The sequence below is a fragment of the Streptomyces sp. NPDC046977 genome (assembly GCF_040644455.1).
GTDB lineage: Bacteria > Actinomycetota > Actinomycetes > Streptomycetales > Streptomycetaceae > Actinacidiphila.
Genome location: NZ_JBEYWO010000002.1, coordinates 349,861 through 364,100 on the forward strand (window position 1 = coordinate 349,861; position 14,240 = coordinate 364,100).

Consider the following 14,240-nt stretch of genomic DNA (forward strand, 5'->3'; position numbering starts at 1 on the left):
ACTACGCTGCGAACGTGGCCGAGATCCAGATCCCCGCTGACATCAAGCCCGCCGACGGACGTTTCGGTTCGGGCCCCTCCAAGGTGCGGCCGGAGGCGCTCGACGCGCTGGCCGCGACCGGCACCTCGCTGCTGGGCACCTCTCACCGGCAGGCTCCGGTGAAGAACCTGGTCGGCCAGGTGCGCGACGGCATCAGGCAGCTGTTCTCCCTCCCCGAGGGCTACGAGGTGGTGCTCGGCAACGGCGGTTCCACCGCGTTCTGGGACATCGCCACGCACGGCCTGATCGAGCGCAAGTCCCAGCACCTCAGCTTCGGCGAGTTCTCCTCGAAGTTCGCCAAGGCCGCCAAGCTCGCGCCCTGGCTGGACGAGCCGACCGTGATCGCCGCCGACCCGGGGTCCCACCCGGACGCGGCCGCCGAGGCCGGTGTGGACGTCTACGCCCTCACCCACAACGAGACCTCCACCGGTGTCGCGATGCCGCTGCGGCGCGTCGCGGGCGCCGACGAGGGCGCGCTGGTCCTGGTGGACGCCACCTCCGGCGCGGGCGGCCTGCCCGTGGACGTCACCGAGACCGACGTCTACTACTTCGCCCCGCAGAAGTCCTTCGCCGCCGACGGCGGCCTGTGGCTCGCGCTGTTCTCCCCGGCCGCGCTGGAGCGCGTCGAGCGGATCGCCGCCTCCGGCCGCCACATCCCGGCGTTCTTCGACCTGCCGACCGCGATCGACAACTCGAAGAAGAACCAGACGTACAACACCCCCGCGCTGGCGACCCTCTTCCTGCTGAACGAGCAGCTGGAGTGGATCAACGGCCAGGGCGGCCTGGAGTGGGCCGTCTCGCGCACCGCCGACTCCTCCTCGCGCCTGTACACCTGGGCCGAGAAGTCCGAGCACGCCACGCCGTTCGTCTCCGACCCGGCCAAGCGCTCCCAGGTCGTCGGCACGGTCGACTTCGCCGACGGCATCGATGCTGCCGCCATCGCCAAGGTGCTGCGCGCCAACGGCATCGTGGACACCGAGCCGTACCGCAAGCTCGGCCGCAACCAGCTGCGCGTCGCGATGTTCCCGGCCGTCGACCCGGCCGACGTGGAGGCGCTGACCGCCTGCGTCGACTACGTCGCCGAGCGGCTCTGACCCCAGCGGTCCGCGAAGCCGGTGGGCGCCGCGCCCACCGGCTTTCGCGCGCTCAGGAGGGGCGGCGGCCCCGGCGCAGCAGCCGGCGGCCCGCCACGACGATCGCGGCCAGCGCGGCGATGGTCAGGGCGCCGACCGCGAACTGCCCCATCGAGCGCGGCCCGACGCCGTCCGAGCCGTCGCCCGCCGCCTGCGCCCCGCTGCCCGAGCCGGACGACGAGCCGGACGGGGAGGCGCCGGCCTTGCGGACGTCGTCCGGGCGGTCGTCCCCCGTCAGCGGGACACGGTAGACCTCGCTGTCCTCGCCCTCGCTGCCGTACATCAGGTCGCGCCCGTCGGTGGTGAAGGTCACCGCCTCGCCCTGCCGCTGCAGCGGCACGTGCATCTGGTCGATGCGGTGCGGGGTGCCGTCGGACCAGCGGTACATCAGGGCGCCGAAGTAGCCGCGCAGCACCAGGCGGCTGCCGTCGGGGGAGAAGGCGCCGTCGGTGATCCACAGCGGGATGTCGGCGGTCCGCCGGAAGACGTTCGTGCCGGCGGAGCTCAGCTTGGCCGGACCCTCGTAGAGCGCGCCGCCGTCCTCGTTCTTGCTCGCGATCCAGACCCGGCCGGTGCGCGGGTCGACCATCATCGCCTCGGCGTTGCGCGGCCCGGCGTCGTACTTCACGACGTACTGGGTGGCCTTCACCGTCTCGTCGGCCAGGCGCTTCGGCTCCGGGAAGCGGTAGATCCACACGTACGGCCAGCTGCCGCCCAGGTTGTCCCCGATGTCGCCGACGTAGATGTCGCCGTCCGGGCCGATGGAGATCGCCTCGACGTCGCGCGGACGGCCGACCCCGCGCATGGTGACGGTCGCGACGGTCTTCCCGGTCGCTGAGTCCACGGCGTAGACGTACGGGCCGTCGTCGCTGTCGTTGTGCGTCCAGTAGACCCCCTTGTGCAGCCGGCTGGCGGCCAGGCCGCTCGACTCGGTGATCCGCGGGTCCGTCATCGTGAAGGCCAGGGACTCGCCGTCGCTGTCGGCGGCCGCCGCGCTGCCGGCGAGGCCGGGAAGGCCGAGGAGCGGGACCGTGACGAGTGCGGAGGCCGCGGCGGCGGCGAACAGAGGGCGCATGCGCATGCGCCCAGCCTGCCAGGTGAGCGGCTCAGCCGAAGTCCGGTGCCCCGGTACGGCTGCGCTTCAGTTCGAAGAACGCCGGGTACCCCGCCAGCAGCCGCACCCCCTCGAAGACCCGCAGGGCCTCCTCGCCGCGCGGCACGGAGGTCAGCACGGGCCCGAAGAACGCGACCCCGTCGATGTGCATCGTGGGGGTGCCCACCTCCTCGCCGACCGGGTCCATGCCCTCGTGGTGGCTCTTGCGCAGCTCCTTGTCGTACGCGGTGCTCCCTGCCGCCTCCGCGAGCGCCTCCGGCAGTCCCGCCTCGGTCAGTGCCTCGCGCAGCAGCGCGTCGGAGACGGGCCGGTCCTGGACGTGCAGCCGGGTGCCGAGCGCCGTGTACAGGTCGCGCAGCACCTCCTGGCCGTGGTCGTGCGCGGCGGCGACGCAGACCCGCACGGGGCCCCAGCCGGTGCGCAGCAGGCGCTCGTAGCGCTCCGGCAGGCCCTCGCGGCCCTCGTTGAGCACGGACAGGCTCATCACACGGAAGCGCAGGTCCAGGTCGCGCTGCCGCTCGACCTCCAGGATCCAGCGCGAGGTGATCCAGGCGAAGGGACAGACCGGGTCGAACCAGAAATCCACGGAATGCGTCACGGCCACGACACTAGGAGTGCAACGGCCCAGTGGACAGGGCCACTTCGGCTGCGGTGCGGTGGGCCAATCCCGGGCCGGACCGGAGTGTTTATCATCTCGTCCATGTCACGGCAGTCCCGCGCGTCCCTCCCGCCCCGCACCTCCTGGATGTTCGTCGGGGACTCCATGACCATCGGCAGCGCCGGCGACCTCACGTGGCGCTACCGCATGTGGCGGCATCTGCGCTCGCTCGGCGAGCCGTTCGCGGTGGTCGGCCCGCGCACCGCGCTGTACGACGCGGCGGCCGACGCCGCGGTCTCCCACGCCTACGGCGACCCGGCCTTCCCGGACGAGGCGCGCCGCCACCTCGCGGGCTGGGGCGAGGGCTGGCTGCACATGGCGCCGCTGATCGAGGACGCGGTGCGCGAGCACGGCGCGGACGTGCTGCTGGTCTCCCTCGGGCTGATCGACCTCGGCTTCTACACCGACCCCGCGCAGACCGAGGAGAACCTGCGGCTGTTCGTCGAGCGGGCGCGGGCCGCCAACCCCCGTGTCGCGGCGGTGCTGTTGCCGGTGATCCCCAACACGCGCTGCGCGCAGGACCCCGGATTCGCCGCGCAGTGCGAGGAGTTCAACACCCGTGCCGCCAAGGCCGTCGCGGACCTGGGCACCCCGGCGTCGCCGCTGCTGATGGCCTCCCGCCCGGCCGGCTGGGACCTGGACCGGCACACCTGGGACGGCACCCATCCCAGCGCCGCCGGGGAGCACTTGCTCGCCGCCGCCTTCGCCGACGCGATGCACCAGGCGTGGGGAACCGGGGCGCCGTACCGGGGCGTCTGACGGGTCCTCGGAACGGCCCTTGATTCGAGCGCACTCGAAGAGCTTGGGTGGTGCTCCATGGAGTACACACAGCTCGGACGCACCGGACTCAAGGTCAGCCGGCTCGTACTGGGAACGATGAACTTCGGCCCGCAGACGGACGAGGCCGACAGCCACGCGATCATGGACGCCGCGCTCGACGCGGGCGTCAACTTCTTCGACACCGCCAACGTCTACGGCTGGGGCGAGAACAAGGGCCGCACCGAGGAGATCATCGGCACCTGGTTCGCCCAGGGCGGCGGCCGCCGCGAGAAGACGGTCCTCGCGACCAAGGTGTACGGCAACATGGCCGCCGACGGCGCCCCCTGGCCCAACGAGGACAAGCTCTCCGCGCTCAACATCCGCCGCGCGTGCGAGGCGAGCCTGAAGCGCCTGGGCACCGACCACATCGACCTCTACCAGTTCCACCACGTCGACCGCGCGACGCCGTGGGAGGAGATCTGGCAGGCCGTCGACGTCCTGGTGCAGCAGGGCAAGGTGCTCTACGCCGGGTCGTCGAACTTCGCCGGCTGGCACATCACCCGCGCCAACGAGGCCGCCGCGCGCCGCGGTTCGCTCGGCCTGGTCAGCGAGCAGTGCCTGTACAACCTGGCCGAGCGACGCGCCGAGATGGAGGTCGTCCCGGCGGCCGAGGCCTACGGCCTGGGCGTCATCCCCTGGTCGCCGTTGCACGGAGGCCTGCTCGGCGGTGCCCTGCGCAAGGAGCGCGAGGGCGGCGGTGCCCGCTCGACCTCCGGCCGCAGCGCCGACACCCTGAAGGACCCCGCCGTGCGCGCCCAGGTGCAGAGTTACGAGGACCTGGTCGACAAGGCGGGCCTGCAGCCCGGCGATGTCGCCCTGGCCTGGCTGCTGACCCGGCCCGGCGTCACCGGCCCGATCGTCGGCCCGCGCACCCGCGAGCAGCTCGACTCCGCCCTGCGCGCGGTCGAACTGGAGCTGACGGAGGACCTGTTGGCCGACCTGGAGAACATCTTCCCGGGCACCGGCCCCTCCCCGGAGGCCTTCGCCTGGTGACCTCAGGCCCGCGGCGCGGGCGGCCCCGGTACGGACACCGTCCGTGCCGGGGCCGCCCCGTCCGGCGCAAGCGCCCTGGTCCGGTCGCAGATTCACCCGGTCGGGCGCACGATGAGGGTATGACGACAGCCAAGCAGATCATGCATCCAGGCGCCCGTGCGATCCCGGCGACCGAGAGCCTCGACCGGGCCGCGCAGCTCATGCGCGAACTCCACGTCGGCGCGCTTCCCGTCCACGGACCGGACGACCGGATGATGGGCATCATCACGGACCGCGACATCGTCGTGAAGTGCGTGGCGGCCGGCCGTGATCCGTCGAAGGTCACCTGCGGGGACCTCTGCGAGGGCACCCCGCGGTGGATCGACGCGGGAGCGGACGTCAACGACGTGCTGAGCGAGATGGAGACCCACCGCATCAAGCGGCTTCCGGTCGTCGAGAACAAGAAGCTCATCGGAATGATCACCGAGGCCGACCTGGCCCGGCACCTCACCGACGAGCAGATCGCCGAGTTCGTGGCGAACGTCTACGCCGAGACCTGAGCCGGACTCCGGCCCGTCCCGCCGCCCCGGCCGGCTGCCGCGGGCCCGCAGACCCGTCGTCAGCGGATCAGCGCGCCCACGATCACCACGATCACCAGCAGGGCGAGGGCGGCGGTCATCACTCGGGTTCGGGTCTTGGGGTTCACACCACGAGGTTAACCCCAGCGGCTCAGTGCCCCAGTGGGCAGGTCCGCAGTCGCTCGTAGCGGGGCTGTGCGCCCGGCACCCCAGGTGCGGGCGGATGGCTCCGCACGAGGGCGACGGAGTCGGCCTCCCACGAGGTGCCCCGGAACGCGGCGAGGGCGTCCGTGAAGGGCCGCAGGCCCACCCGCCCGCGGTGGCCGCGCTGCCGGGCCAGGGTCAGATGGGCGTGGAAGCGGCTGTGCTCGTCCTCGTAGTGGACGCCGGCCCTGCGGGCGGCCGCCTGGGCGGCCTCCGCGACACGGGCCATCTCCAGGCCTTCCCGGCCGTCCCCGCTCTGTTGCCCGTCCAGTCCCGCCCACAAGGTGCGGTCCCCGAAGCGCCCGCCCCCGGCCAGGCCGGTGCGGTACGGCTGATGGCGCCGGGCCGCCCGGTCCAGGCGCTCGGCGAGTGCGGGCAGCAGGTCCTCGCCGACCTCGCCGAGGAACGCCAGCGTGATGTGCCACCCGGCCGGGTCCGTCCATCTCAGGCCGTCGGCGTCCGGCAGGGCGCGCAGCGCGGCCACCGCCTCGCCGAGTTCCGCCAGCGCCGCCCTGGGGGGCATGACCGCCACGAACAGCCTCATGCCCCCAGGGTCCCGCCGTCCGGGCTAGTCCGCGATGTCGCCGTAGCCCTCGACCTCGCGCGGGTCGCGGGGGCCGGGGCCCACGTAGCGGGCCGACGGGCGCACCAGGCGGCCGGTGCGCTTCTGCTCCAGGATGTGCGCCGACCAGCCGGCGGTGCGGGCGCAGCTGAACATCGACGTGAACATGTGCGCCGGGACCTCGGCGAAGTCCAGCATGATCGCCGCCCAGAACTCCACGTTCGTCGCCAGCACGCGGTCGGGGCGCCGCGCATGCAGCTCCTCCAGCGCGGCCTTCTCCAGCGCCTCGGCGATCTCGAAGCGGGGGGCGCCCAGCTCACGGGCGGTGCGCCGCAGCACCCGCGCGCGCGGGTCCTCGGCGCGGTAGACGCGGTGGCCGAAGCCCATCAGGCGCTCGCCCTTGTCGAGGGCCTGCTTCACGTACGCCGTCGCGTCGCCGGTGCGCTCGATCTCCTCGATCATGCCCAGCACCCGCGAGGGCGCGCCGCCGTGCAGCGGTCCGGACATCGCGCCCACCGCGCCCGACAGGGCGGCGGCCACGTCGGCGCCGGTCGAGGCGATGACCCGGGCGGTGAAGGTGGAGGCGTTCATGCCGTGCTCGGCGGCGGACGTCCAGTAGGCGTCCACGGCCTTGACGTGCTTGGGGTCGGGCTCGCCGCGCCAGCGGATCATGAAGCGCTCGACGACGGTCTCCGCCTTGTCGATCTCGCTCTGCGGCACCATCGGCAGCCCCTGGCCGCGGGCGGACTGCGCCACGTAGGACAGCGCCATGACCGCGGCCCGCGCCAGGTCCTCGCGCGCCTGCTCGGCGTCGATGTCCAGCAGCGGCTTCAGGCCCCACACGGGGGCCAGCATCGCCAGCGCCGACTGCACGTCGACACGGATGTCGCCGGAGTGCACGGGGATCGGGAAGGGCTCGGCCGGCGGCAGGCCGGGGTTGAAGGCGCCGTCGACCAGCAGGCCCCACACGTTGCCGAAGGAGACATGGCCCACGAGGTCCTCGATGTCCACGCCGCGGTAGCGGAGGGCGCCGCCTTCCTTGTCGGGTTCGGCGATCTCCGTTTCGAAGGCGACGACTCCCTCGAGTCCGGGTACGAAGTCGGACATCAGGCGGCTCCTCTTGATGCGGTCGACGATCGGCGTGGGCGGTGCTTGTGGCACAGGGGTGTGGCACGGAGTGCCCGAACGATAACCCCGGGTGTCCGTCGGCGCTGTGAGCCCATGGATACCCGGCCTGTAAGTCTGTCCCCTCCCACCGATGGCGTGAAGCGTGAGGTGGGGCACATAATTCGCGGCACACCGTGCCGCGGGACGGCCGCCGTGCTGCAAGATGTGGCGGGTGCAGCACCTCCATCACGATCCCGCCGCCATGCGCAAGCAGTACCGCACCCGCGGACTGGCCGAGGACGAGCTGGCCGCCGACCCGTACACGCAGTTCGCGCGCTGGTTCGCCGACGCCGTGAACGGCGGCATCGACGAGCCCAACGCCATGGTCGTGTCCACCGCGGACGCCGAGGGGCGGCCCGGTTCCCGGACCGTCCTGCTCAAGAGCTACGACCACCGCGGCTTCGTCTTCTTCACCAACTATCGGTCCAGGAAGGGCCGCGAGCTCGGCGAGCGGCCGTACGCCTCGCTCCTCTTCCCGTGGCACCCGATCGCCCGGCAGGTCATCGTCGGCGGCCCGGTGGAGCGCGTGACCCGGGAGGAGACGGAGACGTACTTCCGCAGCAGGCCGCACGGCTCCCGCATCGGGGCCTGGGCGAGCGAGCAGTCCCGCACGATCGCCTCGCGGGAGGAGCTGGAACGCCGGTACGCGGAGCTGGCCGAGCGCTGGCCGGAGGACGCGGACGTACCGGTGCCCCCGCACTGGGGCGGCTTCCGGGTGGTCGCGCGGACCGTGGAGTTCTGGCAGGGCCGGGAGAACCGGCTGCACGACCGCCTGCTGTACGAGGCGGACGGCGGGACCCCGGCGGAGGGCGGCTGGACGGTGCGGCGCCTGGCGCCGTAGCCGCCGTGGCCCTCACGGGGTCCGGAGACGCAGGCGACCCGCGGGCTCATCCCTGGACGGAAGCCGTCCAGGCATCGGCCGGACGTATCCGACGAGCCCGCGGGTCGGGTGACTGCGATGGATTGGCCCGCGTCGCGCATCGCGCGCAGGCGAGGAGCGCGGTGCTAGCCCGCAGCCACCTCACGCGTCCGATGGGAACTCATTCTCCGGACCACCTCCCTTCGTGTGTGCTCGTCACTCTAGGAACGGGTTCGCCGCGCCACAACCCATTTATTGGGTCCCCCCTTAATGCACCCGCTGCCGCTGCGCACCGATTTCGGCGAACCGGCTGTGTCCTGGGTCACATCCGGGTTGAATGTTCCGACGTGCAGTCATTCGATGCGACGCCGCAGCTGCTCGCCGCGCTCCTCGACGGCATGGAGGCCGGACTCTGTGCCTTCGACCGCGACGGAGTGATCACGCACTGGAACTCCGAGGCCGTGCGGATCCTGGGCTGGACGCCCGAGGAGGCCGTCGGCCGCAAGGGCTTCGCCGGCTGGGCGGCCCGCACGGCCGACGCCGAGGAGGTCCGCACCCGGCTGCTCGCCGTGATGGACGCCGCCGGGCGGCAGGTGCACGAGTTCGCGCTGCTGACCAAGGACGGCCGCCGGGTGCTGGTGCGCACCCAGTCCGCCGCCGTCCAGGGCGCCGACGGGCGGCCGGCCGGGGTCTACTGCGCGTTCTCCGAGGTGCACGCCCAGATCGACCTGGAGCGCTCGATCGCGCTCAGTGAGGCGCTGTTCGACGACGCCTCCTCCGGTGTCGTCCTGGTCGACGCGGACCTGCGCCCCGTCGTCGTCAACGCGTACGCCGCCCGCGTGCTGCACACCAGCCGGGACGCCCTGCTGGGGAGGCCGCTGGGCGACTTCCTCGACCAGGGCGTGGAGGAACTGGAGTCCGCGATGCAGCACGTGCTCGCGGAGGGCGCGCCTCCGGCGCCGTCCGAGCTGTGGGTCGGCCTGCGCGAGGAGGGCGGTACCCGCTGCTGCTGGCGCAGCAGCTTCGTGCGGCTCGGTTCGCCGCTGGGGGAGGAGCCGGTGCCGCTCGGGGTGGGCTGGCTCTTCCACGACATCACTGACGCCAAGCTTGCCGAGCAGGAGGCGGCGGTTCTGCGCTTCCGCGCCAACCAGCTGCAGCGGGCGGCCCGGGCGGTCGCCGAGTGCCGGGAGCCGATGGAGGCCGCCACCTGCTACGTGGACTTCGCGCTCGCGGGCTTCGCGGAGAACGCGCTGCTGGACGTGCTCACCGGGGACGGCACCCGGCTGGTGCGCGCCGCCGCCACGCCCGCCGGCGGCTCGGGCCCCTGCCTGCCCGTCGCCGGTGGCATCCCCGTGCGCTACGGGGAGGGCCATCCCGCGCTCCAGGCGGTGGCCCGCACCGGCGCCGTCCGCGCCTCCTTCGGCGCCCTCGCGGGTTCCGAGCCGGCCTCCCGCGCCCAGATCGACGCCTGGTCCGCCGCCCGCCGCTGGCCCGACGGCACGGTGCACGGGCTGTGCGCCGTGCTGCGCAGCCGCGGCCGCACCCTGGGCACGCTCACCTTCCTGCGGGGCATGGGGCGGCGACCCTTCGACCGCGTGGACGCGGCCTTCGCGGAGGACGTGGCGCTGCGGGTGGCCGCGGCCCTGGACCTGGCGCCGCGGGAACGCTGAGGGCCGAGCGTTCAGTGGCGGTAGAAGATCCGGTCCCGGTACTCGTCGAAGACCGCGGCGTTCCACTCGTGGCCGCCGTCCACGTTGCCCGAGCGCAGCATCGGAGGCGTGGTCCCGCGCTCCGCGAGCCGCTGCGCCGCCGTCGCCACGACCGCCTGCATCAGGGCGCTGGTGACCACGGTGGAGGCGGGCCCGAAGGGCGCCGGGATGCCCTCGACGGACAGCTCCGCGTCGCCGAGCGCGATCTTGCTGTCGATGACGATGTCGCAGTGGTCCTTCAGGAACGTGCCGCTGGAGTGCCGCGAGCGGGTCTCCTTCGTGTACGCGACCGAGGTCACGCCGACGACCGTGACGCCCATGGCGCGCGCGTCCCGCGCCATCTCCACGGGCAGCGGGTTGCGGCCGGACAGGGAGACGATCACCAGCACGTCGCCGGCGCGCAGCGGCGAGGTCCCCAGGACGACCCCGGCGAGGCCGCCGACCTGTTCCAGGGCGCTGCCGAGCGTCGCGGGGACGACATCCACCCCGACCGCTCCGGGCACCGCGAGCAGGTTGACCAGCGCGAGACCGCCGGAGCGGTAGACGACGTCCTGGGCGGGGAGCGAGGAGTGCCCGGCCCCGTAGGCGAAGACCCGCCCCCCGGCGGCCACCGCGTCCGCGACGGCGGTGGCGGCCGCCTGGATCCCCTCGGACTCCTCGTCCCTCACGCGCCGCAGGAGTGCGATGGCGGCGTCGAAATATGTGGTGGCCAGATCGGTCATGCGGAGAACCGTGGTGGGCGCGGCGTCCACCTGTCAACCGCGGGGGGCCGGTTGTCGGTCCGATGCGTCAGAATTGAGGCCAGGGCCACGCACGAGCCACCGAGGGGCACGCATGTCCGGACTCATCGACACGACGGAGATGTATCTCCGCACCATCCTGGAGCTGGAGGAGGAAGGCGTGGTCCCCATGCGCGCCCGAATCGCCGAGCGACTGGACCAGAGCGGTCCGACGGTGAGCCAGACCGTCGCGCGCATGGAGCGCGACGGCCTGGTGCACGTCGCCGGCGACCGCCATCTGGAACTGACCTCCGAGGGGCGCCGCATCGCCACCCGCGTGATGCGCAAGCACCGGCTCGCCGAGTGCCTGCTGGTCGACGTGATCGGCCTGGAGTGGGAGCACGTGCACGCGGAGGCCTGCCGCTGGGAGCACGTGATGAGCGAGGCCGTCGAGCGCCGCGTCCTGGAACTGCTGCGGCACCCGACGGAGTCGCCGTACGGGAACCCGATCCCGGGCCTGGAGGAGCTGGGCGACAAGGACGGCGCGGACCCGTTCCTGGACGAGGGCATGGTCAGCCTGAGCGAACTGGAGAGCGGGCTGTCCGGCGCGAGCGTGGTGGTGCGGCGGATCGGCGAGCCCATCCAGAACGACGCACAGCTGATGTACACGCTGCGGCGGGCCGGTGTGCAGCCCGGCGCGGTGGTGTCCGTGACCCCGTCGGCCGGCGGCGTGCTCGTCGGCAGCGGCGGCGAGGCCGCGGAGCTGAGCAGCGACACCGCCTCGCACGTCTTCGTCGCCAAGCGATAGGCGTCCGGCCCGCGCGGGAGCCGCTGTGGTGGGAGGGACCCCGGCGCCTCCCCTTGCGCCGGAATCCCCTCCTCCCCCTCCCCGTCCCCCCGGTCCCCGTGGAGGCCACCCGGATCCCCGAGCTGTCCGGGTGGCTCCCCGCTGCCCGTCTTCCCCGCCGGGCCGCGTCCCGCTGAAGTCCTCCCCTCGGCGCGCGCCGACAATCCTTGAGCGCTGTCACTCGAAAGAGCGGTGTTGCGTGTGTGAAGACCCCTATCGAACAGAAATTCGATAGCGTGGGGTCCTGAGAACGTCACGCACCAGGGGGCGCCACATGGCCAGGCGTAGGGAAATCACCGGAGCGGACGGCCTCCCGCTCACCGCGTGGGACCACAGCGGCGGGCCGGGAGCGGCCTCCGGCCCCGCCGTCCTGCTGCTCCACGGGCTGATGGGCCGTGCCTCCCAGTGGGCAGGCACCGCCCGGCGGCTCGTCGGGCGCCACCGTGTCGTCGCGCTGGACCAGCGCGGGCACGGACGCAGCCCCAAGCCCGAGGGGCCGTACTCGCGGGAGGCGTACGTCGGCGACGCCGCCGCCGCGATCGAACAGCTGGGGCTCGGCCCGGCCGTTGTCGTCGGGCATGCGATGGGCGCCCTCACCGCCTGGCAGCTCGCCGCGCGCCGGCCGTCCCTGGTCGGCGCCGTGGTGCTGTGCGACATGCGCGCGGCGGCCGTCGGCGAGGCCGACCAGCGGTCCTGGGAGGACTGGTTCCGGGCCTGGCCGGTGCCCTTCCCCAGCCTGGACGCGGTGCGCCGGTGGTTCGCCGAGGAGGACCCCCGGGTGGAGGGCCGCCGTCCGGCCCGTGGGGAGTTCTTCGCCGAGGTGATGGAGGAGGGCGGCGACGGATGGCGCCCGGTGTTCGACCGGCGTCACATGCTGCGTTCCCGCGAGCCCTGGGTGCACGACGCCCACTGGGAGGAACTCGCCCTGGTCTCCTGCCCCGCCCTGGTGGTGCGCGGGCCGGACGGCGACCTCGGCCGGGCCGAGGCCCAGGAGATGGTCCGCGTCCTGCCCCGCGGCGCGTACGCGGAGATCCCCGACGCCGGGCACCTGGTTCCCTGGGACCAGCCCGAGGCCTGGTGCACGGCGATCGAGAGCTTCCTCGCGGACGTCGCGGACGTCGCGGACGTCGCGCACGCCCCGGACGTCGCCGCGGCCCCGGTGTGCCGCGCGGGCTAGGGCCTGTTTCGAAAGTAGCGCCGGCAGCCCGGAGGGCGGGTCCCGCGGCTCCCCCAGCTACCGCTGGGGGTACCCCCTGGTGCGGTGCATCGCAAGGCGGAGGGTCGTCCTCGTAGTGGGCTAATCGGACGATTCGACAACGCAGCGTGGGGGCACCCCCGGCCGAAGGCTGGGGGAGTGCCGTGCCAGGCGTCGTGGGACAGGCGGGACTTTCGAAACAGGCCCTAGGCGGGCGCCCCCGGGGCGGTCCGGCGGGGCGTCAGGCGAAGACGACCGTGCGGTGGCCGTTGAGCAGCACGCGGTGCTCGCTGTGCCACTTCACGGCACGCGCCAGGGCCTGGCACTCCACGTCGCGCCCGACGGCGACCAGTTGGTCGGGGGTCAGGTCGTGGCCGACCCGCTCGACCTCCTGCTCGATGATCGGCCCCTCGTCGAGGTCCGCGGTGACGTAGTGCGCCGTGGCGCCGATGAGCTTCACACCGCGGGCGTGGGCCTGGTGGTAGGGGCGGGCGCCCTTGAAGCTCGGCAGGAAGGAGTGGTGGATGTTGATGATCCGCCCGGACAGCTCCTTGCACAGGTGGTCCGAGAGGACCTGCATGTAGCGGGCGAGGACGACCAGCTCCACGCCCTCCTTCTCCACCAGCGCCAGGAGCTGCGCCTCGGCCTCGGCCTTGGTCTCCTTGGTCACCGGGATGTGGTGGAAGGGGACGCCGTAGGAGCCGGCCAGCTCCTTGAAGTCGGTGTGGTTGGACACGACGGCGGCGATCTCAACGGGCAGCGCGCCGATGCTGGTGCGGAAGAGCAGATCGTTGAGGCAGTGCCCGTACTTGCTGACCAGCAGCACGATCCGCATCCGCTCGCCGGACGGGGTGATCTGCCAGTCCATGCCGTAGGCGTCCGCGACGGCGGCGAAGCTGGCCCGCAGCTTCTCCGCGCCGACCGGGTGGTCGGAGGTGAAGTGCACCCGCATGAAGAACAGTCCCGTGTCCCGGTCACCGAACTGCTGGCTGTCCTCGATGTTGCACCCGGTCATGAAGAGATAGCTCGACACGGCGTGCACAATGCCCGGCTTGTCGGGGCAGGACAGCGTGAGGATGTACTGCTCGGCAGGCTGCGGCGACTCGTCGACGGCGTTCACGGGCTCAGCCTCGCACACACGGCGCCCGCTGATCCAAGACGTCCACGGGCCGGTCCTGTGCCGCGTCGCTCAGGCGGTCCGCATGTAGATCTTGAGGACATCCAGTGAACGCGGCGGCGCGTCCGGGTCCTCGCCGTCGGCCGTCGCCAGGCGTACGTGCGCCTCGCGGGCCGCGCGGACCGCCTCGGTCCAGGCGTGGTGCTCCAGATAGGCCGAGATCGGCGCGTCGGCGCCCACCTGGTGCAGGATCTTCAGGACGCGCAGCACGGCGACGTCGACGAGCGCGGCCTCCTGCGAGTCGCGGAAGACCGTTCCGACGTACTTCTCGGCGGACCAGTTGTCGAGCCACGTGTCCTCGACCAGGCGGTAGACGGCGTCCGTCACGTCCCCGTAGCCGGGCCGGCCGGCCAGCCAGGTCTCCTCGTGGAAGACCGGGTCGCTGATCATGTGCAGCGCGGAGCGCACATTGGCGCGCCAGCGCCACCACGGCATGTCATTGAGCGGCATGTCCCCCATCGTGGAGGAGCGGACACGCCGGCGGGAAG

Annotated in this window: 15 protein-coding genes; 8 read left to right on the plus strand and 7 right to left on the minus strand. The window is 72.7% G+C overall.

Features of this window, described 5'->3' with window-relative positions:
- Window positions 1–14 precede the first annotated feature (14 nt).
- A complete protein-coding gene (gene serC, locus ABZ883_RS04130) occupies window positions 15–1,133 on the plus strand; it encodes a phosphoserine transaminase (protein WP_360901084.1) in 1,119 nt (372 codons plus the stop codon).
- A gap of 52 nt (window positions 1,134–1,185) precedes the next feature.
- On the opposite strand, the gene ABZ883_RS04135 is transcribed toward serC, so the two are convergent.
- The gene (locus tag ABZ883_RS04135) at window positions 1,186–2,247 is read right to left on the minus strand and encodes a hypothetical protein (protein WP_360901654.1); all 1,062 of its coding nucleotides are present in this window, start codon (window positions 2,245–2,247) and stop codon (window positions 1,186–1,188) included.
- A gap of 31 nt (window positions 2,248–2,278) precedes the next feature.
- The gene (locus ABZ883_RS04140) at window positions 2,279–2,884 is read right to left on the minus strand and encodes a disulfide bond formation protein DsbA (protein ID WP_360901087.1); all 606 of its coding nucleotides are present in this window, start codon (window positions 2,882–2,884) and stop codon (window positions 2,279–2,281) included.
- A gap of 147 nt (window positions 2,885–3,031) precedes the next feature.
- Here ABZ883_RS04140 and ABZ883_RS04145 point away from each other — a divergent pair, with 147 nt between their 5' ends.
- From ABZ883_RS04145 to ABZ883_RS04155, 3 genes are all read left to right on the plus strand, one after another.
- Window positions 3,032–3,703: a GDSL-type esterase/lipase family protein gene (locus ABZ883_RS04145; RefSeq protein WP_360901657.1), complete on the plus strand. Its 672-nt coding sequence runs from the start codon at window positions 3,032–3,034 to the stop codon at window positions 3,701–3,703.
- Window positions 3,704–3,760: 57 nt separating this feature from the next.
- On the plus strand, window positions 3,761–4,756 hold the full coding sequence (locus ABZ883_RS04150; RefSeq protein WP_360901089.1) for an aldo/keto reductase: 996 nt from the start codon (window positions 3,761–3,763) through the stop codon (window positions 4,754–4,756).
- Between the two features lie 119 nt (window positions 4,757–4,875).
- Window positions 4,876–5,295: a CBS domain-containing protein gene (locus tag ABZ883_RS04155; RefSeq protein WP_360901092.1), complete on the plus strand. Its 420-nt coding sequence runs from the start codon at window positions 4,876–4,878 to the stop codon at window positions 5,293–5,295.
- A gap of 169 nt (window positions 5,296–5,464) precedes the next feature.
- On the opposite strand, the gene thpR is transcribed toward ABZ883_RS04155, so the two are convergent.
- On the minus strand, window positions 5,465–6,061 hold the full coding sequence (thpR, locus tag ABZ883_RS04160) for an RNA 2',3'-cyclic phosphodiesterase (protein ID WP_360901095.1): 597 nt from the start codon (window positions 6,059–6,061) through the stop codon (window positions 5,465–5,467).
- A 24-nt stretch (window positions 6,062–6,085) separates the two neighbouring features.
- Window positions 6,086–7,186, minus strand: coding sequence for a citrate synthase 2 (locus ABZ883_RS04165; protein ID WP_360901098.1), 1,101 nt, complete (start codon window positions 7,184–7,186; stop codon window positions 6,086–6,088).
- A 262-nt stretch (window positions 7,187–7,448) separates the two neighbouring features.
- On the opposite strand from ABZ883_RS04165, the gene pdxH reads away from it, so the two are divergent.
- A complete protein-coding gene (gene pdxH / locus ABZ883_RS04170) occupies window positions 7,449–8,087 on the plus strand; it encodes a pyridoxamine 5'-phosphate oxidase (protein WP_360901660.1) in 639 nt (212 codons plus the stop codon).
- 365 nt (window positions 8,088–8,452) lie between these two features.
- On the plus strand, window positions 8,453–9,775 hold the full coding sequence (locus tag ABZ883_RS04175) for a PAS domain-containing protein (protein WP_360901101.1): 1,323 nt from the start codon (window positions 8,453–8,455) through the stop codon (window positions 9,773–9,775).
- An 11-nt stretch (window positions 9,776–9,786) separates the two neighbouring features.
- Here the strand turns inward: ABZ883_RS04175 and ABZ883_RS04180 are convergent, their stop codons facing one another.
- Window positions 9,787–10,536 carry an SIS domain-containing protein gene (locus ABZ883_RS04180; RefSeq protein ID WP_360901104.1) on the minus strand — a complete coding sequence of 250 codons (750 nt, stop codon included), beginning with the start codon at window positions 10,534–10,536 and terminating at the stop codon, window positions 9,787–9,789.
- 112 nt (window positions 10,537–10,648) lie between these two features.
- Here ABZ883_RS04180 and ABZ883_RS04185 point away from each other — a divergent pair, with 112 nt between their 5' ends.
- Together ABZ883_RS04185 and ABZ883_RS04190 are read left to right on the plus strand one after the other, a co-directional pair.
- Window positions 10,649–11,341: a metal-dependent transcriptional regulator gene (locus ABZ883_RS04185; protein ID WP_360901107.1), complete on the plus strand. Its 693-nt coding sequence runs from the start codon at window positions 10,649–10,651 to the stop codon at window positions 11,339–11,341.
- A 313-nt stretch (window positions 11,342–11,654) separates the two neighbouring features.
- Window positions 11,655–12,557 carry an alpha/beta hydrolase gene (locus ABZ883_RS04190; protein WP_360901110.1) on the plus strand — a complete coding sequence of 301 codons (903 nt, stop codon included), beginning with the start codon at window positions 11,655–11,657 and terminating at the stop codon, window positions 12,555–12,557.
- A gap of 259 nt (window positions 12,558–12,816) precedes the next feature.
- Here ABZ883_RS04190 and purU read toward each other — a convergent pair whose 3' ends face one another.
- Both purU and ABZ883_RS04200 read right to left on the minus strand, forming a co-directional pair.
- The gene (gene purU, locus ABZ883_RS04195) at window positions 12,817–13,695 is read right to left on the minus strand and encodes a formyltetrahydrofolate deformylase (RefSeq protein WP_360901113.1); all 879 of its coding nucleotides are present in this window, start codon (window positions 13,693–13,695) and stop codon (window positions 12,817–12,819) included.
- Window positions 13,696–13,764: 69 nt separating this feature from the next.
- Window positions 13,765–14,211, minus strand: a complete 447-nt coding sequence (locus tag ABZ883_RS04200; RefSeq protein WP_360901663.1) for a hypothetical protein — start codon at window positions 14,209–14,211, stop codon at window positions 13,765–13,767.
- Window positions 14,212–14,240: the final 29 nt, after the last annotated feature.